Source organism: Vibrio sp. vnigr-6D03, from assembly GCF_002835515.1.
In the GTDB taxonomy this organism is placed as follows: Bacteria; Pseudomonadota; Gammaproteobacteria; order Enterobacterales; family Vibrionaceae; genus Vibrio; species Vibrio penaeicida.
Genome location: NZ_PIZL01000001.1, coordinates 568508 through 592830, shown reverse-complemented (window position 1 = coordinate 592830; position 24323 = coordinate 568508). Strand labels below are relative to the sequence as shown.

Sequence of the window (24323 nt, the reverse complement as noted above, 5' to 3'; positions counted from 1 at the left end):
GCTACAATGTCGTGGTATCGAACTGGTAGGTTTGTATATCAACTTTTTTCTGTTGAGGCTTAACTTCTACCGGAACCAAAACGGTGAAGCGTGCGCCACCTAATTCACTGTCATCGACTGAGATGGTCCAGTTTAGGGTCTTAGCGGCACTTGCTGCTATGGCTAGCCCAAGTCCAAACCCGCCACTGTCTGCATTTCGGCTTCTATCTAAGCGAGAAAATGCCATAAAGATCTCTTTGCGTTTATCAAGCGGGATACCCGGTCCGTCATCTTCAATATCTATAGCCCAGTGAGTTTTGAAACAGGTTAGGCTTAGCCTAACTTTCTCTTTACCATAACGAGTAGCGTTGGTTATGAAGTTGTCTATTACGAGCTGACAGAGTGTTTCATCTGCATTGAGAACCGTATTGCCCGTTTTACAATTAACAACAAACTCTCCCTGACATTCCGTAATTTTGTTTAGACGATCGCTGCAAAAATCGGAAATATAAATGTCGGAGTTCTTGCTGGTCTTATCGATGTTTCCTGCCAAATTCAACTTAGAGAGCTGCACAATTTTGGTCGACAGTTCTTTTATGTCGTCGACGTAAGTATCGATGTTATTGAAGATAGCTCTATCTTGAATTGGGGCCTGTATTCTTGCGAGATCGGAAGCCATCTGTATGCGGCTTAGCGGTGTACGAATTTCGTGAGGAATGGCTTGGGTGAAGATTTGGCTTTGGCGAACTCGACTCTCAATGTCTTCCGCCATGTTATTAAATCCGTCGGCTAATTCTCGAATAGGATGTGAATACTGCTCCGTAGTACGGGTGGTTAAACATCCTTGACCGAACTTACGTTGAGCGCTGACCAACAGGTTAATTTGCTTTTGAATCCTACGGACCGGCATGTAAATGAGCGCGCCTAAGCTCACCACTAGTGTTGCTAATAGTGCGAGTACGAAATGAATTTCTGAGTTTTCGTACCACTCAAACTGCGGTTCAAAAAATTCGCCATGCTCACTAAAAAATAAGCTGGACGAAGAGTTAGGTATGGGCATGACAACGGCAAAGTGACAACCGTTTATGAGGTATACCGGTAACCCTTTCATGTAAAACATGAATTCGCAGTTAGCACAGGGTTTACTCTCATCCCAGTCTTTGAGCAGCGCCATATCAAAAATGTAAAAGCGCTGCTTACCGGTTCGTTCCAGTTCTTTGTATAACGAGTTGGGCTGCCCTCTTTCCTCAATGTATTGATTGACGAAAAAGCTCGCGTCGTTGAGGAATATCTCGACATCAGTGCGATGCATGTATTCTTCACCGAGATGGAGGAAAACCATAACGGTTAACCCTAACCCGGCGATAATACCAAGATACAGCCGAGTGAACATGGAATTGAAAATTTTAAACATGAGTCAGCATGTAACCCTGATTTCTAACTGTTTTAATGAATGCCGTTGTAACGTTCGCCATTGAAAACTTTTTACGTAAACCAGAAACGCGCATGTCGATAGATCGATCATTAAAATTGTATTCAATGCCGCGAGCAGACTGGCAGAAAATTTCTCGTGAAACGGGCTTGTTCGAGTTCTCTAACAGCAAGTGCAAAATATCGAATTCTGACTCAGTAAGATTGAGCTTAGTTTCGTGATAGCACGCAATTTTTCGGGTTAGACATAGCGAAATGCCGTAGTTTGAAAGAGATTGAGGATCCGGCGCTGATTGGGATTTTTGATAGCGCCTTAAAAGGGCTTCAATCCGAGCAACAAGAATATGACCGCGAACGGGTTTGGTGATGTAGTCGTCTGCACCAAATTTAAATAGGCTTACTTCAGTAAGTTCATCTTCAGAAGCAGTTAGAACGACGATCATACCGTCGTAAAACTCCCGAATTTCTTGGCATATGGTTGCGCCGTCTTTTCCGGGTAACATGAGATCTAAAATCACAAGATCTGGGGAAGTATTTTTAACCGCGTCGACAGCATCCAAACCGTCGCAGATAGCGTCTACCTTATAGCCTTCGGCTTCAAGGTACATCTTAGTCAGGCGAGATATTTCCTTATCATCTTCAACCAATAAAATTCTACAATTTGGCATCTTGATATGGTCTTTATATACATTGCGAGGTGAGTATATAGAATGTGAATTGTATCGCAAGAGTGAGAAAGGAAAAAAAATTCTTATTGTAAATAGTCACACCCTTACGCGTTCTTACATATGAGATGTATAAAATACATTCACCTGCATTTCGTCCTGTAAATAAATAGTTAACCTCTTAATTACAGTGTTTTGTGCCAAACCATCTTGAATGTTTTTCATGTATTTAATTTATAAAAATGTAATACAAATTTTTACAAAAGTAACAGTAACCAGAGGTAATCTTAGACCAAATGGGTAGCCGCGATTTTCACGTAAGGAGTATTTGATTGCGTCAGTCTTTATTCTACGGAAGCTTTGGGCGATCGAGACCATTTGACAATGGCTCGTAAATTCATTGATAAGAAAATAATGTTGGCGATGATCATGGCTAGGCTGTCAGTGAGGTAACCAACCACTACCCAGCTACTGTTACCGCACATCATTAGCATGAAGCCTATTCTGTTTTTATTGCCAATCTGCCAAATGGCCAAAAAAGTTAGCACCATTGCGAGCCAGTCTATTCCATAGTATTGCGAGTAATCCATCAATGTTCTTCTCTATTTTATAAGCAGGTAGGTTCGTATTGAGCAGAATACAGCAAGATTGGTCAGGCGCAATAAGCATCAAAATAAGATATTAGGAATCGAACAAAGGAGAGGATGTGAAGAACCAATACGATAGAAAAATGAAAAACGTTTGCGAGTTTATCCATCAAAACTTGGATCAATGTTTGACGGTAAAACGGTTAAGCCAAGTGGCTCATTTTTCTGAATATCACTTCCATCGACAGTTTAGTGCGTATTTTGGTGTCAGCGTAGCAAAATACATTACCCAAACTCGCCTAAAAAGAGCCTCCTATGAGCTGTGTTTTCTGAAAGAGAAAAGCATTACAGACATTGCGATGGATGCGAAATATGAGTTTTCTGAATCATTTTCTCGTGCGTTCAAAAAAGAGTTTGGCATATCGCCAATGGCGTTTCGTATGAATCCGGATTGGCTGTTATGGAACCAGAAAATGAAGAAGACAACAATACCAACGGTGAACGTGATGAATGTAAATATTACTGACTTTAAAGAAACAAAAGTGGCTGTATTAGAACACTTAGGACCTGCTGAGAAAGTGAATGAGTCCGCGATGAAGTTTGTCCAATGGCGAAAATCGACGGGGTTATCTCCCATCTCTCGGAGCCGAACGTTTGGGCTTATTTATCATGATCCGGCAATCGTTGAGCCGAATGAATTCCGTTTCGATATCTGTGGTGAAGTGTTAAAGCCAATCCCAAATAATGAATTTAGTGTGGTGAACAAAACCATACCACAAGGGCGAGTAGCCGTTTTAAGGCACACCGGATCTCATGATCTTCTGGACGAGAAGGTGCACTATCTTTACGGAAAGTGGTTACCAGAGAGTGGTGAGGAGACGGGAGATTTCCCATGCTTTTTCCACTATCATAATTTCTTTCCGGAAGTGGCTGAGCATGAATTAATTACCGATATTTTCTTGCCACTTTCGGGCAGAACATAAGACTGTTCTCTTTACGGTTTGAATATTGATAGGGGCACAGTGAAGTGCCCTTTTTGTGTCCATCATGTGACTGGCAAAGGCTCAGGATGTTGTGCCTCTTCTTTCAAGTTTCTAAGGCTCTTAATTAACATAGGCAACACGATAACCGTAAGAGCAATGTTCGAAGCAGGTACTGATAGCCAAATGCCATCTACACCAAGATATTTCGGTAAAATCCATAAAAAGGGCAGTTGGATAAACATGTTCCCAGCTGAGACAGACAGGGCTTTGCCCCCAAGACCTATTGCCATAAAGTAAACAGAAGCAGCAAATAAGAAACCATCTAAGTAAATGCCTAGCAAGTGAAGTTTAACGCCCTGCGCTGTTGCATCAGTTAATGCCACATCACCCGTGGTAAATAAAGAAATAGCCGCTAATGGATATACATTCACCAGCAGCACCACAACAATACCTAACCCTACGGATACTGCCAAAGCCAGCTTGACTGTCTTAATGATATTGTCGTATTGCTTAGCACCAAAATAGTAACTCACTGGGGGTTGCATTCCATTGGCTATCCCTTCCGTGAAGTAGTAATACAAACTGGCTACGTAACCGACGATGGCAAAGGCCGCGACATGAGTTGCATCGCCGTACATCATAAATAGCTTATTGTGCAGGGCTAATACAAAGCCGAAGTATATGAACATAACTAAGCTAGATGCGCCCAATTCAAAGATTCGCTTAGCAATTTTGAATGAGAATTTTCCTTGGTTCAAAGAAGCTTCGGAATGCTTGCTGATAAAATACCAAAGGGCTAAAAGGCACGTTGCTAGTTGTGCTATTAACGTAGCGATGGCTGCCCCTTTTAATCCCATATTGAGGTGCGCCAAAAACACATAGTCCAGTAAAATATTGGCTAACGCTCCAACGACAATAAAGGCTGTCGCTAGATTAGGGCTATTATCGTTTCTAACTAACATCGGAAGTGCGGCAGCGCCAATAGTCAACACCGTTCCCATGGTTAATATGTCAATGTAATCTTCTGCGAATGCTCTTGGTGTATTTGAAGCACCTTGTATGGACAATATTGAGTCGCTCGAAATCACCAGGAATATTGCCCCTACAATCCCTGTAATGAGAACAAGAAAGATGGATGTGAATAATGAATGGTTAACTGACTGAGTGTTTCCCTCTCCACGCTTGATGGATATAACACTGCCGCCACCCATGCCAATTAATAACCCAATCCCAATAACAACTGCTAGAACAGGGAATGCCATATTGATCCCCGCAAGCCCTTCTCCTCCAACGTAATGACCGACAAAAATTCCGTCAATGACTTGATAAAGACCACTCACTACCATAGCAACGATAGACGGAATGGCGTAACGCCAAAACGTACTCGTTACAGAGTCATTTTTTTGAGAGGCAGTGATTTGAGACATGGCGCGATACCTAATTACGTTGATCAAATTTGAAATCGATTATATTTCTATTATGGATAGATAAAGTTACTATCTATCCGTATTTCGGATAGATTGAGGTGGTAACGTGAATTGGACTTTGGATCAGATTGAAGCGTTTGTGACGGCTGCTCATACTGGGTCATTTTCTGCCGCAGCCCGAAAAATGGGAAAGGCGCAATCTCGGGTGAGCAGTGCCATCTCAAATCTAGAGGCGGATCTGGGGTTTGAACTCTTTGATCGTTCCGCTCGCTTTCCTGTTTTAACCGAGTTGGGCAAGCAAATGCTCATCGACGCAGAAGCGCTTTTACAGCAAAGCCAAAAGCTGAATAGCCGAGCACTGACGGCTTCTTCTGGTGAACCTATCACCTTAAAGCTCACGGTAGATGAAGCAATCCCACTTGATACCGCGCATTCAATATTCACCAACCTTGGAGAGCGTTTTCCTAATCTTAGGCTGACAATCACCAACGGTTCGCGTGATGATATCTCGGTAGCGATTGCAGAAAAGAAAGCCGATATCGGGCTTATGTTTCGCCAAAGTGATTTACCAACAGAAGTGGATTTTCAATCCATTGGGTACTTTGAAAAGGTGCTGATTATTGGCGAAGATCATCCGTTAGCGGGTGAGCAAGAAGTCTCGTTATCGGATTTGTATGGAGACAGGCAATTCGTTATTTGCGACCGCTCCGGAGAGGGAGGCGATAAGGCATTAACGCCGAACCATTGGCACATAGACAGTTATTATTTAATTTGCGATTTGGTGGCGCGTAACCAAGGTTGGGCTATTGTTCCTCAGCACATCGCTGACTCAGATTGGTTTTTAGGACAGGTCAAAACCATGGCATGTAAAGATTCTTTTGCAGACATGATGGTAGAAGTTGGGCTAGTAAAGCGAATTGATAGCCAAGCGAGCGAAGTAAAAAGCTGGTTGATTAAAGAACTGAAAGAGATGATGGCGAATCGCGCTTAGCCAGTGCCTTCTTCTATAAAAAATGCCCTGCAAGCGGGAAACCATGCAGGGCACAAAGGCAGCTATAGAAATTATTTCAGGTTCACACTGTACGAGATAAGCAGCTTCACGTCTGTGCGGTCATTGTTTTTCGGACCACGAGAAATGGAATCACCATGATCGTAGTAACCGTGGAACATACGAACGTTCAAGCCTTTAAGCCCACCTTCCAAGAATTTGTAGCCAACATTCCAGTCCAGTGATTTCATTGTCGCGTCGTATTCTTTCTTAGCGAAATCAGACATGACATTCGTCCCGTAGTTAGCGCCTACACCAGCGGTTAAGCCTGCAACACCAAAATCAGCAAAGTTGTAGTTCACAGCAAGCTTCGCGGCTTTTGTACCATCAACGTTATAGTCCTCTAGCTGAGAGGTGGTTTGTTGGAAATTTCGGTTGTCAGAGTTTGCCCAAGGCGTAAGGCGGAAGTTATAACCAACTTCTTGACCTTTAGTATCCGTTGCACTCAAGCCTGCGATCCAGGTGAAGTTACCGCTTTTGATGTTCGCGCCCAAGCCAACGTAACTTTGCGCTTCTTGATCTTTAAGACCTGTCAGCTCAGTTTCGGCGCGGATACTGCCGTGGTAAAAACCGGTCAGGTTGACTTTTGCATCGCCCATGTCGAAGCCGTATTTACCCAAAACTTGCCAGTTAGTACGGTAGTCTTTACCTTCACCGTAGCCTAAATCAATCTGACCACCATCAAACTTATAGATGCCACCGACTGTGTGAATGTAGTCGATGATCTTGCCTTGTTTGCCACCAGGGTGCTGGTTTTGGTGCCAAGTTGTCGTCATATCGTGGAAGTTTTTACGCCAGTCATTTTTGAACTTGTCCGCAATGGCGTAACCGACAACGAAATCACCAAAGTGCGCTTTGGCTTCTAGGCCACGGTAAGAATGTGGGTTTAATCCCCAGCTTGAACGGATGGTACCGATATTGATTCGGGTATAACCACCGCGAAGCGCAAGACCTGTATCGTCGTCGCCAAATTTGGCTTTAAGCGACGCTACTGGAACTGCCACATAAGATTTTTCGCACGCTTTGCCATCGTAAGATGGGTTGTTTTCACAGGTGTGATCGTAGTAAAGAATTTCGGATTGACCCGTTGTGTCGCCTAACTGCAAGTTGGTGTTCGCCCAAATATCGATGCCAACCGTATCTTTGAAATACCCAGAACGGTAATCCCAAGCCAATTGTAGGGTTTGATTTTCAATATTCGGAACGTACTCACCGTTGTCGTCTTTTTGCTGACGATCTCGGATGTATAAGAAAGAGTGCAGCTTGGATGAAGAGTCTTCATAAAAGGCTTGTTTTGCTTCATCGGCAAGGTTCAGTGCCGCAGCACTTTGGTTGAGTACATCATTTGGATCATTGTCATTTGCGTGTACAGGAAGTGCCACCATTGCAACCAAAATGGAGGTACTGAGTAGGGAAAGTGGTGCTTTGTTTATCGTATTCATAACCATATCCATCAGTTATTGATTAGTCTGTGAATAATCACATTGACAATGTTATAAAAACGGTGGTTTTTTAAAATAGAAACGATGTTTTAAATATATAAAATAAGGCTTGGATCATAGTTAAGTGCTGAGATTAGAAGCCGATCACAATCTGAATGTGGCGAGGAGAAAGGAAAGACATGAATACTTAAGTATTTGATTGGTAAATCGAATATGGGGTTTCCATACGAAGTGCAATGTGGCTTTGCTTGCGTGACATCACTTTTTACTCAAAGTGGCATTGAACGTTTTTCTGTGACATCTATCAATAAAGGTCGCCAATTTACTCGAAAATCTCCAATTAAGCAGCAGCAATGTAGAGAAAGTAATTTCGTAATTAGGCTTATTTTTAATCAATTCCCTCTTCTAAGAATTGAGTGTAAGTTACTAGGTCAACAGACCCTATTATATTAATAAAAACTGACTGACTAGAATGAACCAAGTGAAAAATACTTCGACCGATGAATCCCGTGGAATAATGGCATCTATTATGGCTTCCATTGGGTTTGCCATGATGCCCGCCTATGTGACTTTTCAGCCAGAGATTACAGGCATTCCGACCGATTTTGGTATGGGGAATTGGTTGGCTGGTCAGCGAATATTATGGGGTTCGATACTCTTATTATTTGGTCTTGCCCTATTTGGACGATTACCCACGTTTTGGTCTTTCTTTTCCCAGTGGCGACTGTGGCCGAGATACATGTTATCCGCGATTCTTATTGCCCCTCAGCTCTGGGTTTTTGTTTGGGCACCCCTTCAAGGGGAAACACTTTCTGTTGCGCTTGGCTATTTTTGCTTGCCCCTCACATTAGCTGCAGTTGCACATTTTGTTTATAAGGAAAGCATTACTCGGAAACAGTTGATCGCATGCGCTTTCGCCGCCTGTGGAGTAGCTTACGCTTACGCGATGGCCGACGGAGTTTCTTGGATAGTATTTTTGATTTGCTTTGGTTATCCCATGTATTTTATGTTTCGCCGTAAATATAAAATCAGCAGCGACATGTCTTTCAGTTTAGAGAATGTTTTTCTATTGCCGTTTGCCATTATTGGTATGGCTCTGACTTACCCAATTGAGTCTTGGGGATCCATTGCACCAAGCGCATGGCTGTATTATCTCGGTTTGGCTTTTACGGGTATTATCCCAATTATTCTCTTTTTCTATGCGTCGCAGCTATTGCCAATGACTCTATTTGGACTACTGGGGTATTTGGAGCCTGTGCTGGTTTTTTGTGTTGCGTTGGTATTAGGGGAGCGTATTGCGTTGATCCAGTGGCCAACCTATCTTGCGATTATCGTAGCGTTGGCCATTGTTGCGTTAGAACAGTTGAAATTACGACGATCGTTAGGCTAGGTCATCAGACCCTAATACGCCTATATTATTCGCCTGCTCCAAGCCTTGATTGTTCGCTATTTTCAACCAGAATTTCTGTCGCCGTTTCTTTTAGCGTTTGCCATTCTTGTTCATCCACTTCAATGCCTTTCTCCCACGAGGCTTTTTGGGTGCGAGAAAGTTGCTTTGCCGAAATGTGGATATTGTAACCGTCGGCAACTTCCGAAAAATCAAAGTCATCAATCGAAAGAACAATAGTCATATCGTGAATGATCAACGATTCTGGCGACGCCTGCTCTGAAAAGAAGAGCTCAGGTGATATACGCCCTTTGTTTAGCACCAGCAGCACTTTTTTAGGATCAGACCCGTTTTCCCAATAGGCTTTACAGGCAATGCCTTTAGACGACAGTTTGGCTAATTCACTGTAGGCGAGCCAGCGGTTATGGCACCGTGTTAACTTCAATGTAATTTGACGGTGATTGACCATTTTCTCTAGTGCGAAATCCAATACAACGGGTAAATGACACGCAAGGCTTGATCCATGTAGATCAATTTCAAGGCTACTATTACCAAGTTCGTAAACATCCACTGGGCAATCTTCTTCCTTGCTCATGAATCGGCTGCCATTGTTGAAATGTTTGACACCATTTAGCCCAACCATTTGCAAATCTGCGACCATATTCGCGATGATATCGGCTTCACCACAGTTTCTGCGCATTCCCAAAAATGCTTTGGTGACGGTTGCCACCAATTCGTTATGAGAGACTATCATGGCGCTTTGCCTCCGGTGTATTCGGTTGATGACGGTAACGTAGGAAAGATCCACTCGTCTTCATTGATCTCATCAAGAAGTGGTGCGCCTTGAAAGAACGTTACTCTTACCCAGCGATCTGACCTGGGGTCAAACTTAGTCGCACCGAACATCGCCAATTTACATCTTAATAAGTGCATAGGCAGTGCATCTTTGTGCAACACATTCATTTGAATGTCGCCCATCACTTTGTTCCCTAATGTCCATGCTCTGCGAGCAATGGCACGGTGTTTTGGGTGCTTCAGTGAAAATTCCGCCATAGATATACTTGGATTTTCGGCGATGAGGGAATGATAAAGTTTGTTCACCTGACGCCCAATATCCAGTGGCAGTTCCTTCTCTTCACCGGGCTCTTCATCTCGCACACCGAGCCGTGGTTCTTCTTTGTCTTGCGAGCGATACCAAAACCAATAGCGGTTGTCGTGCTGAGAATAATCGGTGTTAATTGCCCAGTGATAGCGTGTTTCGAGCAAGTCAATAAACTGCTGAACGGTTCTATGACCTTCCAAGTGCAATGACTCATCACAATTCATTCTGTCTTGGTATTTGTCTACTTTTTCAGGGTACAGCTCCATTAAGCAGCTTGTTATTGATTCCTGCGTTTCTAAACTGAAATGAGTGCACTGCTCTAGCCACTCTCCCCAGCTTTGATGAGTGTCCGGAATGGTATCCATCTCTCTTACAACGCGTTGAAGCTCTTGAACGGCTGCGACGTTAAGCTGCTTTTGTGGCTCGTCAATGGTGACCACTTGATCTAAATGGCGAATGGCTTTATTTAACAAAGTCACGAGCCTTGAGCGGCTTTGATCATCAGGCGATTGACACAGCACTTCTGCCAATGCCGACTCTCTCGTGGTTAACCATTGGTCGACAATACAAGGGTGATTGATGAGGTACGGAGCCATGCCGAGCCCCGTCGCATTGCCTACACCAAGGTAGCGTTGAAGTGAGCGATCGAGTTCGACGAAACGATCTCCGCCTTGCAGTTTAGCGAGGTAATGAACCCAGTCTAGGCTGAATTCACGCAGTAGGTAAACCGCACACATTTGCGCACTGAAAGACTGTTTAAAGTCTGGGTTATTTTCTAGCAGCTTAAAATCGGCAATGCCAAATTTGCCATTGCCATACACCGCAGTGGTTCGCAATATGTAGCCGACTTTGGCTAACTCATTCGCTTCAGGTTGAATACCATTAGATAAACTTGACACAATGTGGTCGAACACTCGCACGCTTTTGTTCGCACGAGCCAACACCAAAACGTTATTGGGGTTGCGGCCAGCTTCTTGCAATGGCACGTTTTCACGAAGCCTGTTTAAGAGCACCTGAGATACTTCGCCTTTAACCAGTGCAAAAGTGACATCCCACTTCTCAGCGATCACTCTGTCGTTACGTTCATCGTCTTCAATTTCAGTGCAGAACACCACCAGATGGTAGATGTTTTCCGGTGTTTTTAATTGATAAACGACGTGACCAAAGCCCTGTGGACACAGCTCCCACTGGTGATTTGTTACGCTCCATTTTTGATTGGCCATTTTTCGGATCAAGGTTCGAACAAAACTGATCCGGGTTTGGTGCATAGCGCCTAAGCGTTCAGGCGCCATGACGACATTGGCATTGCGATACTGGGCGTTAAAATGAGTTGAACGATGTGCATCCATTTTTGCTCACCACTATGTTGTTATAAGTCAAAATTTTTATAAGACAAATGGTTATAAAAAATAGGGAGGGCAAACGCCCACCCGAATATTGGGCTAGGTCTACAGCCTCTAATTTAAGCCTTGTTCTTTAGCTAATTTCATCGCTATTTGCGGCGCATTCCATAGAGAAGGCAGCAAGATCAGCGAAACAGGCACCGCAGTAATCACGATGAACGATTGCAATGCGGATATCCCACCCGAGCCAAGAGAGATAAGAATCAGCGCTGTAACCCCCATCATTACGCCCCAGAAAGTACGGATAATGGCATTGGGTTCAGTTTCTCCGCTGATCACCACACTGATGGTGTAGGTCATGGAGTCACCTGTTGTTACGATGAAAATTGTCGTAAGAATCAAAAATAGGATCGAGACAAGCATTGGTAACGGTAGCTGTTGAGTTACTGCCAGTAGTGCTCCAGGAAGGTTAAATCCTTCAAAAGCTTTACTGACGGTACCAGGTTCGGCAATTTCAAATGCCAGACCAGAGCCGCCGACAATCGTGAACCAAAAGAACGTCACCAAAGGCGCTATGATGCTGATGGTCGAAATGATTTGACGAATGCTTCGACCACGAGAAATACGCGCGATAAAGATGGCCATCATTGGTCCATAGCCTAAGAACCAGCCCCAGAAGAACACAGTCCACCAGCTTAACCAGCCTTCGTCACCGCGGTATGTTGCCATTGGAATGAAGTTATCCAACATGGTGCCAACGCCTTGAATGTAGCCATTGAAGATGAAGTTAGTTGGACCAAATAGCAGAATGTAGACCATCAATACACAAGCAAGGATAACGTTGAATCGGCTTAGCATCTGCATACCTCTGTTCAAACCACTGATGGCAGAAAGGGTATAAAGAGCGATAGCGAACATCACAATGATCAGCTGAGTGGTAAAGCCGTCAGGGATATCAAACAGAGCATTAAGGGCATAGCTGACTTGTAGGCCTAAGAAACCGATAGGACCAATGGTTCCGGCAGCAACGGCCACAATGCAACAAGCATCAATGAGTGCCCCAGTTTGACCTTTCAGTGCGCGTTCACCTAAAACAGGGTAGAGCAAAATGCGAGGTTTTAACGGCAGCCCTTTGTCGTAATGTAGGTGCATGACAACGATAGAAGTCAAACTGCCCACTATCGCCCAAGCTAGAAAGCCCCAGTGCATAAATGATTGAGAAAGCGCGTTGATCGCCATTTGTTGGGCATTTTCTTGCGCGCCGTACAGAGGAGGTGGGCTAACAAAATGTGCTATTGGTTCTGCCGCTGCCCAGAAGACACCGCCACCGGCGAGCAAGGTACAGAAGATGATCGCCATCCAGCGAAATCCGTTCATTTCCGGTGCAGAGATATTGCCCAAAATGACTTTCCCTGTTCTGCCTGCGGCAAGACCGAGACCAATCACAAAGGTTAAAAGAAGCAGTAATTGCCAATACGGTCCAAATACTTTAACAGACCACGCAAACCCCGTGTTCACGAGCGTGGAGAGCAGTTCTCCATTGAACAAAGCAAGTAGAACGAACAGGGCAATAAAGCCGCCGCTGTACCATAATGCAGGGTTGGTCAGCCCTAACGCATCCGTTGCGCTTTGTGCTGATTTGGTGTTGTCCGATACTGAAGATGCAGGGTTAGTAGCTTCAGTATTTTTCATGCTATTGGTTAGATCAGACATGTGCTGACTCCAGAAGTTTTCTTTGCCGTTGCAAAGGTGTATTTAACACCTGCCCTTATTATTGATTTTGTTAGGCAGGCTGTTCCTTGTTAGGTGAGCTTCAGGTTCTATGTGTGGCAAGGCTCTACATATCACAAAGGCTTTATGTGATAGGCTCTAGCCCGCTTTTCAAAAAGTTGAACCAGTTATCACCGATAATTTGTCCTGCCTCGGGTTCGTTGAACCCATGACGTAGTAATCCGTTATAAATGTTTTCCATTCCTTCGCTGCCAGCGAACCACGGCAGTGAGTCTGGCCAGCCCGAATTGCTTGCCGAGCCTTCACCATAGTCCATGGCTTTTGACCAGCGCCCGTTACGCATCCACTCCAGCACAGACTGAGGCTGGTTCAGGCACAAGTCAGACCCGATAGCAAGATGCTCAACACCGACCATGTCGGCGGTTTTGGCGATCATTTGGCAGAAGTCTTCCAAGGTACAATCACTGCCTTTTGGAAGGTGGAAAGGGTAAAGGCTAAAACCAAGTAGCCCACCACGCTCAGTAAGCGACTTAATGACATGATCCGACTTATTGCGAAGGGCTTTATGTGCAAAACTTGGGTTAGCGTGGCTAATGCAAATCGGACGAGAAGACATATCGATGGCTTCTAGCGTTGATCGTTCTGCGCTGTGAGACATATCGATGATCATGCCTACTCGGTTCATTTCCTGAATGGCTTGTTTACCAAATCGAGTAATGCCCATATCGTGCTGCTCGTAGCAGCCTGTCGCCAACAAACTTTGGTTGTTGTAGGTAAGCTGCATGATCAGCAAACCTTGGCGTTTCATTACTTCGATTAACCCAATCTCATCTTCTATTGGGGAGCAGTTTTGTGCCCCAAAGAAAATACCGACTCTGCCCGTGGTTTTTGCTTCTTCCACATCTGCCATGGTGTGAATAGGCATAATGAGATCGGCATTTTGTTCGAATCTCAGGTTCCACTCCGCAAAACGCGTAAGCGTCTCGCGGGTGTTTTCGTGATACACCACAGTGGCGTGCACAGCGGTAATACCGCTGGCTTTTAGAGTTTGAAAATACTCGCGATTCCAGTTGCAGTACTGCAAGCCATCAATCACTATCCTTTGCTGATACATGCCTATTCCTTCCTAGTTGGTGTTCACGATATGATCAGTAAGGACGCTGGTAAGTCGTCTTCACTACGGTGTAAAACTCTTTGGCGTACTGACCCTGTTCACGTGGACCAAAGCTCGATTCTTTGCGCCCACCAAACGGCACGTGATAATCGGTACCAGCTGTTGGCAGGTTAACCATGACGCATCCCGTTTGCGCTTGCTGTTTGAAAATGGCACTGGTGCGCAGGCTTTGGGTGATGATGCCGCCAGTCAGACCAAAACGAGTGTCGTTGGTGACGGCAATGGCTTCTTCGAGGTTAGCAACACGAATGACGCTTGCCATTGGCGCAAACACTTCTTCTTGGTTCACTTCCCATTGATTCTGAGTATCCAAGAACAGAGTCGGTGACATGTAGTAACCTTCGTGAGCGAGGTTTAGACGTTCTCCACCAAACGCCAATTCCGCACCACTTTCTCGGGCTTTATCAAGCCATGCGAAGTTGGCGTCCAGCTGATTACCATCGACAACCGGTCCCATAAATACGCCGTCTTCGAGTGCGTGGCCGACTTTCAGCTCGCTCATGCGTTTGATTAGCGCTTCCACGTATTGATCGTGAATACCATCCATGACGACAAGGCGAGAAGATGCGGTACATTTTTGACCAGCACCAGAGAAAGAACCGGCAATAGTGGCATCAACCGCTGTTTGAATATCGGCATCGTCGGCAACCACCAAGGCATTCTTACTGCCCATTTCCAATTGGCTGCGCACAAAGTTGGGTGCGGTTGCAGCAGCAACTTTACGACCGGTTTCAACAGAACCTGTAAAGCTGACCGCGTTAATCTCTTTAGAATTAATCAGAGTGTTACCAACTTTAGAGCCACTACCTAGAACGAGGTTGAATGTGCCGGCTGGCAATCCTTGGCGGTGAATAATTTCAGTCAGTGCAACGGCACTGGCGGGAGTGAGGTTAGCGGGTTTCCAAATGACGCTGTTACCAAACGCGAGCGCTGGCGCGATTTTCCAAGCGGCGGTGGCGGTAGGGAAGTTCCATGGGGAAATGATGGCAACCACACCAACCGCTTCACGCGTGACTTCAACAGAAACACCAGGTCGAACAGAATCGGCTGTGTCCCCCATTTGACGAAGAACTTCCGCCGCAAAGTACTGGAAGAACTGCCCAGCGCGGTAGATTTCTCCACGACCTTCAGCAAAAGGTTTTCCTTCTTCACGAGAAAGCAGCGTACCCAATTCGTCACATCGCGCTATCAACTCATCACCAATCGCTTGCAAGACAGCTTGCTTGCGCTCCATCGGGGCTTTTTCCCACTCTGGCTGTGCGTGTCTTGCTGCGCTGATAGCCTGTTGAGTTTGTTGCTCGCTTGCTTGTGCGAAGGAACCAATGGTGTCGGAAATGTCCGATGGGTTGATGTTAGCAACAGTGCTTTCACCTGTATGCCATTCACCACCAATGTAGAGTGCGTTTTCGTAGGGCAATTGAGTCGTCATTGTTGTGTCCTTATCTGTTCTTTGGCTGCTCATCTCTTATTGTTATAGACGTTTTGCAGCGTGTTCGAATATATGTCGTGTTTATTGAGGCTTACGTTATTGGTTGCTGCCTAAAAACAAGCTACTGAGCCTGAGTCGCAGAAGCGTACACAACGAACTCCACCAACATTTCCTCTCTAGCCAAACCTGCTACAACCATAGCTGCACGGTTAGGGAAGGGGGCGTTAAAGTACTCGGCATAAACACGGTTAACTGTTTGAAGATACTCGCGGTCGGTCACGTAAATCAAAACTTGAAAGACTGAATCCATGGATTCGCCAGCGCACTCAAGGGTATGGCTTAAGTTTGCGAAAGTTTGTCGGGTTTGAGCCTCGATACCGCCTTCAACAACCGCACCCGTTTCATCAATGGGAATTTGAGCAGTGTAAAGCGTGCCGTTTCCAACGACTGCCCATTCTAGTGGTGCTTTGGAAGCAAAAAGTTCAGTTTTGATCGGGTGTTTTTTAGGTTGTGTATTCACGTCTCAGTTCCAATATGTAACAAAATTGTTTCTTGATGGTTAAATATTGCCCTTTGACAGGTGATAAATCTAACGGTAAATTTTTTACATTTGATAAATAAAATTTATCACTGTGTTTGGCATCAATCCCAAAAAGGGCTGAGAGAAAAGTTATGAATATAAAGCTACAACAACTGATGCATTTTTCTTTGGTCGTAGAAGAAGGGGGGTTTAGAGCGGCGTCGCATCGAGCGAATCGATCTCAGGCGGCGCTTTCTACTTCTATTAAGGAGTTAGAGCGCACATTAGGGCAACCACTTTTTGAAAGTGGCAATAAGTCTGCGTTGACGCCATTTGGTGAAATATGTGTCCCTAAAATTTCCCAGTTTCTAAATGTGTACCATGCGCTGGATAACGATTTGCGAGCGGCAGCGGCTGGTCAGCAAGGTCGGGTACGCATTGCCAGCGTTCCTTCAGTCGCCGCCAAACTGATTCCAAGTGTGCTGGCTGCATTTTGTGAACAGTTCCCTAGTGTGGAAGTGAGCTTAGTCGACGACAATGCAGCCGGTGTAGAGTCTCGGTTGATGTCGGGAGAAGTCGATCTCGCTTTAGGTAACTGCTCGCACTTGGAAGAAGAATCCATTGATTTTGTTTCGCTGATTTCAGACCCGATTGGTGTGGTGTGTTTGAAAGACAACCCAATCGCGAGCAAACAAGAAGGCATTGAATGGGAAACTCTCATACAGCAACCATTTATTCGAAACGGCACCTGTACCCTGTTGGAGTCTACGCCGGCCAGAGTGCTAAGTGAACGAGCGCTCTACTCTGTAGAAAACATTACTTCTTTGTTCTCTGTCCTTGAGTTGGGGATAGGTGTGACAACACTTCCAAAGTTAGCGTTTCCTACCAATGAAACACGCCTGACTTGGATACCCCTAATCGATCCACCATTACAACGTGAGATAGGGATTTTTAGGTTGTCCGATCGCACTATATCTCCGCAAGCGCAAGCCTTTCACGACCTATGTATCGAGTATCTAAATTACGGGCAGGAAGGTAGGAATGATCTTTAGGTCATAAATTGCACCGATACTGATCAAACTATCAAAAAGCAATTTCTATTTAGGAAAACTCGGTTTTATTCCATTGATATTCACTCTCCAATCTCAATGCATAAGAATGATTTTGCAAACACAAAGGAGATAATAATGGAAAGAAAACCTTTTGCTTTATGTACCTTAGCAGCAAGTATTGCACTTGTTATGGCACCTTCTGTCGCTTTGGCGAGTTCGTCTTCAGACGGTGCGTCAGGCAGTGCAACCCCTACAGTAAATAATAGCCAGCTGCCAGCATTACCTAGTTACCAAAACAAGGCGTATGCCGATGGTGGAAATGTTGAAGCCCTACAATACAACGTATTTAACGACCCAGATTTCTATAAACCTCTGTCGTACCTTGGACATTATTTAGGTTTTGGTTGGGCTGGTGGCACGAAATCACGCTATATCGGTGAAGATATGGAAGTGAGGCGTATTGATGAAAAGACATACAGCATCAATGCGCGATACAACAGTAATGATCCCCATGCCGATGGCTATTGGGCACACAAGCGTTTAAAAATGAAAGTGAAAGACGTCAAATTGGTGACAAACCCAGCGACATTGGTGTTGGGGGAACCTGAAGTGTACGACCGTGAAGCTTTAGCAACTGTTGATGCAATGGTGTACAACTGCGGAACGACGGAAGACACAGCACCTGTTGATATGGACTACAACGAAACGACAAGTTGGACAAAAACCGATAATTTCTCGTTTGGTCAATCGCTCAGTGTGACAAACAAATACGAAGTCGGTGTACCACTTATTGGTGGCGCTTCGTCGGAAATCAAAGCGGAATTCAATGCGAGCCAAGGTTGGAGTGAAACGGATGGTAAATCCACCTCGATTAGCCGAAAAGCACAGTACCGAGCGCAAATTCCTGCGATGAATAAGCGCTATATTACGCTCACTTTGTTTAAGCAAAAGGCTGACATTCCCTACAACTCATTTGCTTATCTAAGCTACAACCTAGATTTCGAAGGGTTCCTGCGTTGGGGTGGGAATGCGCGATCTGATCATCCAACCAATCGACCAACCATGACGCAAACCTTTGGAAGTACCATTGGTCTTAATGGTCCTCAAAAAATCGCCGACGAATATAAATATTCCTATATTTCTGGGCGTAGCAACTGGGATTGGCACTGGATGAAGAATGAATTTGGTCAGTCTAACCTTAGCTGGGTGCTAGGTAATGTGGCGAAGCGTAAATACGGTGCGGCGATGTCTGGTAAGTTCACGACTGTCGATGGCAGTCAATACAACATCACAGCAGGGGCGGCGATTCCATTAACGCAGCAAGAGATTTCGACGCTAGCAAATTGTAGCCAACCATCTAATGGTCGCACAGCAAGATTGCTCTCAGCCGGCTCCAATATGGGCTTAGTTGTGGAATCCGTTGAAAGGCTATCTGATGACTATGCGGATGCTAACATCTCTGTTTCTCTAGCGAGCCCATTGACGCAATAGAGAATAAGCCCTTATTCACTAATAGTGCCAACACTATTGTTAAGGTTATTTAATGATAGAAGAGTGGTATTAGGGAGTTAGGAAAAATTATCAATATAAAGTAGAGGGGAATTCCCCTCTATTTTTATATTATAAAAATCTAAATTAAAGTTCATTGCTTAATGCTGGTTTGATTATAGGGTTTTCAATAATACAAGATTGGCTTGGAAGTACTTCTGCCAAATTTTGTTTGAGGAAATCAATTAAAGTTCGGGTAGGTGTTGTTAATAGTTGCCTGTTGGGGAATATTAAGCTGATATCTTGAGGTGGTAATGGTTTGTCTTTTAACAATATAACCATATCACCATTTATTACGTTCTCTTTAATATTAAAGTAAGGAAGTATAGAGATAGCATTTATCGACATTATGGCATTAATTGCACATCTATCTGAATTTACTTTCATAATTACGTTATCTGTTGAAACGTAGTTAGATAAAAAATTCTTATATAATGAAAAGGTTGTCGCTACATTTAAAACGATAGGTAACTGGCTAATATAATGAATGTTATCCCTTTCTTGTTTAGGGACTAAGTTAGAAGGGGCAACAAGTACTCGAGGTATTTGCCCAAGCTTTACAGAGACGACATCTTGTTCGGTCACTTTCCCAATTCGTAAAACCAAGTCATACCCCATACGTGAAATAGACTCTCTTGTATCGTTCATACAGATATCTAGATGGATGTCGGGGTATTGATTGATGAACTTTAATAAGATAGGAAAAACAACGTCTTCACCAAAACGTCGCGGCAGCCCAAGCCTAACAGTGCCTTTCATCGTGCTTTCTATATTGGGCATCATTAGCTCATTATAGCCATGCAGCAAGTCTCGGGCTTTTTGATAGAAGTCGATTCCTTTATTGGTTAACGATATTTTATTTCCCTTTCTATTTAATAATTGATATCCCACTTCTTTCTCAAGATATTGTACACGTTTACTGACGGTTGATATGGAAACAGAAAGCTGCTCTGCGGCAAGAGAGAAGCTATTGGCATTTACTACGGTAACAAAAGCTTTTATTTTTAGAAATTTATCCATTTTACCAACTTAACGAATAACATGGTTATTTATTGATGAGATGCTGTAAAACTAAATATAGGATTGGTTTTTGTAAGGTTATTAATAATGTTAAATTGTTCGATAAGATTTAATTATAACTTTATTATTTAGATGGAAATGTGATTTTAATTCTAAAATTGTTGTTAATCAGCTCAATTTTATCAATTAACCCATACTTATTTAGATATGACTAAATAAGTATGGGGTAAATAATATATGTATTCATATTGAATGAGAAACCATATACCCAAGTGACCTCAAGATGCTTGGTTCAGCGAGAGTTAACTGGCTTTCAGACAAGGCACCGATTTGAAGATCTAGTCGTTCTAAATCAATAATCGGTAACACAGTATGAAAGCCAGTTAAACTCGCCCTTGGGAGCCCATATTCTGTCCAATTTCATCGTCAAAGAACTTGGAAAGGACTCGTCATTCCACTGCGTCCTTCTCCTTGAACTGGAACAGACTATGAGGCTCTGAATCCTGCATCTTGAGGTTACTTGGGTATAGACCAGAAAGCTCTAAAAAAATGCTCTTTAGTACGTCTATACAAAATCCATAGCTCTATAGACCTGTAAAGGCTCACCTTGTTTAGAGTAATAGCAGCCAAGTTGACACAGTAAGTTGAAGATAAACTTACTGTGTGAAATAGGAGAAATGCAAGAATTCTTAAAAATTACACCTTGTCATATAGGGTTCAAACTAGTGAAACATGACTGTCATAAATCCATCCTAAAGTGAGCAGCGTCAAGTGAAACACAACGGCGATGAATGCCACTAAAGGAAATTGTGATGAAAAAAACAGTAATCGGTGCATTAGCTCTACTAGGCACACTAACAGTAAACCCAGTTCTAGCTAAAGAAACTATCTCTGCTGTCGGTTCTAGCAGTGTTACTCCACTGATGGAAGTGTTCTCTGAAACTTACATGAAAGCGAACGGAAACGTCTTCATTGAAGTTCAAGGTCCTGGTTCTTCTGCTGGTGTGAAAGCCGCGAAAAACGGAAGTGCGGATCTAGGTATGTCATCTCGCAACCTAAAAAGTTCTGAAAAAGAGCCAGCGCTAAAAGAACTGGTTGTTGCTCGTGATGGTATCGCGGTTGTGGTTAACCCTAAAAACGGTTTGAAAGGTCTTACGGCTGAACAAGTAACAGCTATCTATAAAGGCGAAGTGACTAACTGGAAACAAGTTGGCGGTGCTGACAAGCCTATCGTTGCAATCACTCGTGATACTGCGTCAGGTACTCGTGGTGCATTCGAAGACATCATGAAGCTGAAAAAGAAAATCTCTGGCAAAAAGGTTTCAGCGATTTCTCAACGTGCACAAGTTGCTAACGGCAATGGCGCGCTAAAAACAATGGTAGCAAGTAACCCATTTGCGATTGGCTACATTTCTTTAGGTACTGTTGATTCTTCGGTTCAAGCTCTTGAAATCGACGGCACACCAGCCACTGTAGAAAACGTGAAAAACGGTTCATACAAAGTTGCTCGCCCATTCCTTGTATTGTTTAAACAAGGCAAACCATCAGCAGAAACTCAGAAGTTCCTAGACTGGATGGTGGCTGCTGAAGCGCAATCTCTTGTAGCGAAAAAAGGCTACATCACAGTTAACTAAGCTCCTTTTTAAAATATTTGCTCAGCCCGCGAGGGCTGAGCGTTTTCCATTTCGAACCTTTCGATATGAGTATTTTTTATGACCATCGCGATCAATAGTGAAAAGTCTATGAGTGGCGAAAACGCAGAAAAAAACCGTCCACTGCGTGAGAAAAAGCGCGTAGATTGGAAAGAGCGTATTTTCCATTCTTTATTCCTGAGCAGTGCCGTTATCGGTATCGTCTCTTTAGCAACCATTGCTTACTTCATCGTTGCAGAAAGTATTCCAGCCTTCCAAGAAGCGGGTGTAACCGGCATCGTTTTTGGGCAGGACTGGTTGCCGCCCGCACTTTACGGTGTTGCAACCATGATTGTGGCGTCGGTAGTGTCTACCTTCGGCGCGGTTATTGTGGGGGTGCCAATTGGTGTGTTAACCGCCATCTTCATTGCTGAAATTGCACCAAAACGCTTAGCCGATATCATCCGCCCTGCGGTTGAACTGTTAGCGGGTATTCCTTCCGTGGTATACGGATTCTTCGGGTTGGTTATCATTGTTCCACTGATTCAGCAGATCTTTAATGTTCCGGCAGGTAACACGATTTTAGCTGGGATCATCGTATTGGGTGTAATGATTTTACCCACTGTGATCACCGTATCCGAAACCTCTATCCGCGCGGTTCCGAGAACCTACAAAGAAGGCTCTTTGGCTCTGGGCGCATCAAAAATCTATACCATTTTTAAGTTGCTTGTTCCTGCTGCGCGCTCGGGAATTATGACTGGCGTCATTCTAGGTATTGCCCGTGCATTGGGTGAAACCATGGCCATTATTATGGTGATGGGGAATGCCCCAGCGATGCCTGAAGGCATTTTGGATTCCGCACGTACATTAACCGCGAACATCGCTATCGAAATGTCGTACGCAAGTGGTGTTCACGCTAGTGCACTCTACGCGACAGGCGTGGTATTGCTGGTATTCATCATGAGTTTGAATGCCGTTCTTCTGTACCTAAACCGTGAGAAGGCGAAGTAATCATGAGCAATAACACTCAAGTAAGTAAGCTGAAAAAAGCACGTAACTTTAAAGACGGCATGCTAAACGCCTTTGTTTGGATTTCCGCAGCATTAACCGTTGGCTTTCTGTTTTGGATTATCTGGTACATCTTGTCCAACGGGTTGAAACACGTCGATTGGGCATTCGTCACCGATAACTATACGCGCACTGGGGATGAACAAGGTATCTTCCCAATGATTGTGTCGACAATCTACATGGTTATCGCGTCCATAGCGGTGGCTGCGCCGCTCGGTATTATGACGGCTATCTACCTGACGGAATACGCCAAAGTGGGCAGTAAGCTCGTGAAGATCATCCGTTTCTGTACTGAATCACTGGCGGGAATACCTTCCATCATATTTGGTTTGTTCGGTATGACATTCTTTGTTGCCATATTAGGGCTTGGGTTCTCGATTCTATCGGGTGCGTTAACACTGAGTATCCTCATTCTTCCTGTCATCATCCGTACGACAGAAGAAGCCCTAATGGCGGTTCCACAAACGTTCCGCGAAGGCTCTTACGGTCTTGGCGCTTCTAAAATCTACACTATCTGGCGCTTAATATTGCCAAGCGCAATGCCAGGTATTTTAACCTCGGTCATTCTTAGTATTGGTCGTGTCATTGGTGAATCCGCTCCTGTTTTCCTAACAGCGGGCATGGTTGCGCGCATTCCAGATTCTTTGTTGGATTCTGGTCGAACGCTAACCGTTCACCTTTATAAGCTGACAACCGAGCTGTTCACCGTTGAAGAGTGGAACCAAGCCTACGGTACAGCCACTGTTCTTATCGTCGTTGTCTTGTTGATCAACATGATCACCAAATTTATCGCAAGACGTTTCAATACCGCGACGTACTGATATTTCAACGTATTGGCACCGCGACGTACAAATACAGAACCTTTTGCTTAAGCGAAATGACACAGATTTAAAGAATTAAGAGAGTAAGTAATGAATAAGTTTGATATTGAGAATCTAGACCTATTTTACGGCAGCAACCAAGCCCTTAAGAGCATCAATCTACCCATCCCATCTCGTCAGGTGACCGCATTGATAGGTCCGTCGGGTTGCGGTAAATCTACGCTTCTACGCTGTTTAAACCGCATGAACGATCTGATCGAAGGGGTAAAGATTACGGGTAAGCTCGATATGGATGGTGAGAACATCTACGGCAATATCGATGTGTCTGACTTGCGCATCAAAGTTGGGATGGTGTTCCAGAAACCGAACCCGTTCCCAATGAGCATTTATGAAAATGTGGCGTATGGATTGCGCGCTCAAGGCGTGAAAGACAAAAAACACATCGATTCTGTTGTCGAAAAATCACTTCGCGGTGCGGCATTGTGGGACGAAGTAAAAGATCGTTTGAAATCTCATGCATTTGGGTTGTCCGGTGGTCAGCAGCAACGTCTATGTATTGCTCGCACCATTGCCATGGAACCAGATGTGATCTTGATGGACGAACCGACTTCTGCACTGGACCCGATTGCTACACACAAAATCGAAGAGCTGATGGAATCGCTAAAGAAAGATTACACCATCGTTATCGTCACGCACTCCATGCAGCAAGCTCGCCGTATCTCAGATCGAACCGCCTTCTTCTTGATGGGCGAATTGGTTGAACACGATGATACGCCAGTCATCTTCAGTCAGCCAAAAGATGACCGCACACAAGGCTACGTTAACGGCGACTTTGGTTAACAAACGGGCTGACAAAAAACGCTTTTACTGGCATAGACTTATAACTATAAGCGATGGTACTTCTTGCCCCTCCACTGGAGGGGCTTTTTTTGTTT

21 protein-coding genes are annotated in these 24323 nt (G+C 44.3%); 9 read left to right on the top strand and 12 right to left on the bottom strand.

All coding sequences use genetic code 11. The features are described 5' to 3' along the window. Window position 1 precedes the first annotated feature (1 nt). The 3 genes from CW749_RS02590 to CW749_RS02580 all read right to left on the bottom strand — a co-directional run bounded on the left by CW749_RS02590 (window position 2) and on the right by CW749_RS02580 (window position 2665). A complete protein-coding gene (locus CW749_RS02590) occupies window positions 2-1393 on the bottom strand; it encodes an ATP-binding protein (protein ID WP_101110340.1) in 1392 nt (463 codons plus the stop codon). After that, window positions 1386-2078: a response regulator transcription factor gene (locus tag CW749_RS02585; protein WP_101110339.1), complete on the bottom strand. Its 693-nt coding sequence runs from the start codon at window positions 2076-2078 to the stop codon at window positions 1386-1388. The genes CW749_RS02590 and CW749_RS02585 overlap by 8 nt, the downstream gene beginning before the upstream one ends. A gap of 341 nt (window positions 2079-2419) precedes the next feature. Further along, window positions 2420-2665, bottom strand: a complete 246-nt coding sequence (locus CW749_RS02580) for a PnuC protein (RefSeq protein WP_101110337.1) — start codon at window positions 2663-2665, stop codon at window positions 2420-2422. A 116-nt stretch (window positions 2666-2781) separates the two neighbouring features. On the opposite strand from CW749_RS02580, the gene CW749_RS02575 reads away from it, so the two are divergent. After that, the gene (locus CW749_RS02575; RefSeq protein WP_201796986.1) at window positions 2782-3645 is read left to right on the top strand and encodes an AraC family transcriptional regulator; all 864 of its coding nucleotides are present in this window, start codon (window positions 2782-2784) and stop codon (window positions 3643-3645) included. Between the two features lie 62 nt (window positions 3646-3707). Here the strand turns inward: CW749_RS02575 and CW749_RS02570 are convergent, their stop codons facing one another. After that, on the bottom strand, window positions 3708-5072 hold the full coding sequence (locus CW749_RS02570) for an MATE family efflux transporter (RefSeq protein ID WP_101110336.1): 1365 nt from the start codon (window positions 5070-5072) through the stop codon (window positions 3708-3710). A 106-nt stretch (window positions 5073-5178) separates the two neighbouring features. Between CW749_RS02570 and CW749_RS02565 the strand changes: the two genes are divergently transcribed. Next, complete coding sequence (locus CW749_RS02565; protein WP_101110334.1) at window positions 5179-6063, top strand: LysR family transcriptional regulator; 885 nt, start codon at window positions 5179-5181, stop codon at window positions 6061-6063. 71 nt (window positions 6064-6134) lie between these two features. Here the strand turns inward: CW749_RS02565 and CW749_RS02560 are convergent, their stop codons facing one another. Next, entirely contained in the window at window positions 6135-7562 is a 1428-nt protein-coding gene (locus CW749_RS02560; protein ID WP_237322307.1) for an OprD family outer membrane porin, read from the bottom strand. A 472-nt stretch (window positions 7563-8034) separates the two neighbouring features. On the opposite strand from CW749_RS02560, the gene CW749_RS02555 reads away from it, so the two are divergent. Beyond that, the gene (locus tag CW749_RS02555) at window positions 8035-8952 is read left to right on the top strand and encodes an EamA family transporter RarD (RefSeq protein WP_101110331.1); all 918 of its coding nucleotides are present in this window, start codon (window positions 8035-8037) and stop codon (window positions 8950-8952) included. A gap of 25 nt (window positions 8953-8977) precedes the next feature. Here the strand turns inward: CW749_RS02555 and CW749_RS02550 are convergent, their stop codons facing one another. The 6 genes from CW749_RS02550 to CW749_RS02525 form a co-directional block, all read right to left on the bottom strand. Beyond that, window positions 8978-9703, bottom strand: a complete 726-nt coding sequence (locus CW749_RS02550; protein WP_101110329.1) for a DUF3726 domain-containing protein — start codon at window positions 9701-9703, stop codon at window positions 8978-8980. After that, a complete protein-coding gene (locus CW749_RS02545; RefSeq protein WP_101110327.1) occupies window positions 9700-11400 on the bottom strand; it encodes a hypothetical protein in 1701 nt (566 codons plus the stop codon). Before CW749_RS02545 ends, CW749_RS02550 begins: the two co-directional genes overlap by 4 nt. Before the next feature lie 108 nt (window positions 11401-11508). Continuing rightward, a complete protein-coding gene (locus CW749_RS02540; protein WP_101110325.1) occupies window positions 11509-13107 on the bottom strand; it encodes a BCCT family transporter in 1599 nt (532 codons plus the stop codon). A gap of 142 nt (window positions 13108-13249) precedes the next feature. Further along, complete coding sequence (locus CW749_RS02535; RefSeq protein WP_101110323.1) at window positions 13250-14239, bottom strand: membrane dipeptidase; 990 nt, start codon at window positions 14237-14239, stop codon at window positions 13250-13252. 34 nt (window positions 14240-14273) lie between these two features. Further along, a complete protein-coding gene (locus CW749_RS02530; protein WP_101110321.1) occupies window positions 14274-15728 on the bottom strand; it encodes an aldehyde dehydrogenase family protein in 1455 nt (484 codons plus the stop codon). 121 nt (window positions 15729-15849) lie between these two features. Next, complete coding sequence (locus CW749_RS02525; protein WP_101110320.1) at window positions 15850-16248, bottom strand: RidA family protein; 399 nt, start codon at window positions 16246-16248, stop codon at window positions 15850-15852. Between the two features lie 152 nt (window positions 16249-16400). Here CW749_RS02525 and CW749_RS02520 point away from each other — a divergent pair, with 152 nt between their 5' ends. Both CW749_RS02520 and CW749_RS02515 read left to right on the top strand, forming a co-directional pair. After that, window positions 16401-17300 (top strand): LysR family transcriptional regulator, encoded by a 900-nt coding sequence (locus CW749_RS02520; RefSeq protein ID WP_101110319.1) that lies wholly within the window; start codon window positions 16401-16403, stop codon window positions 17298-17300. A gap of 135 nt (window positions 17301-17435) precedes the next feature. Further along, complete coding sequence (locus tag CW749_RS02515) at window positions 17436-18791, top strand: aerolysin family beta-barrel pore-forming toxin (RefSeq protein ID WP_101110317.1); 1356 nt, start codon at window positions 17436-17438, stop codon at window positions 18789-18791. 144 nt (window positions 18792-18935) lie between these two features. On the opposite strand, the gene CW749_RS02510 is transcribed toward CW749_RS02515, so the two are convergent. Then, a complete protein-coding gene (locus CW749_RS02510) occupies window positions 18936-19868 on the bottom strand; it encodes a LysR family transcriptional regulator (RefSeq protein ID WP_101110315.1) in 933 nt (310 codons plus the stop codon). A gap of 812 nt (window positions 19869-20680) precedes the next feature. Between CW749_RS02510 and CW749_RS02500 the strand changes: the two genes are divergently transcribed. The 4 genes from CW749_RS02500 to pstB all read left to right on the top strand — a co-directional run bounded on the left by CW749_RS02500 (window position 20681) and on the right by pstB (window position 24228). Further along, entirely contained in the window at window positions 20681-21502 is an 822-nt protein-coding gene (locus CW749_RS02500; protein WP_101110314.1) for a phosphate ABC transporter substrate-binding protein, read from the top strand. 78 nt (window positions 21503-21580) lie between these two features. Continuing rightward, the gene (gene pstC, locus CW749_RS02495) at window positions 21581-22510 is read left to right on the top strand and encodes a phosphate ABC transporter permease subunit PstC (RefSeq protein ID WP_101110312.1); all 930 of its coding nucleotides are present in this window, start codon (window positions 21581-21583) and stop codon (window positions 22508-22510) included. A 2-nt stretch (window positions 22511-22512) separates the two neighbouring features. Further along, the gene (pstA, locus tag CW749_RS02490) at window positions 22513-23388 is read left to right on the top strand and encodes a phosphate ABC transporter permease PstA (protein WP_101110310.1); all 876 of its coding nucleotides are present in this window, start codon (window positions 22513-22515) and stop codon (window positions 23386-23388) included. Window positions 23389-23478: 90 nt separating this feature from the next. Next, window positions 23479-24228, top strand: coding sequence for a phosphate ABC transporter ATP-binding protein PstB (gene pstB, locus CW749_RS02485; protein ID WP_101110309.1), 750 nt, complete (start codon window positions 23479-23481; stop codon window positions 24226-24228). Window positions 24229-24323: the final 95 nt, after the last annotated feature.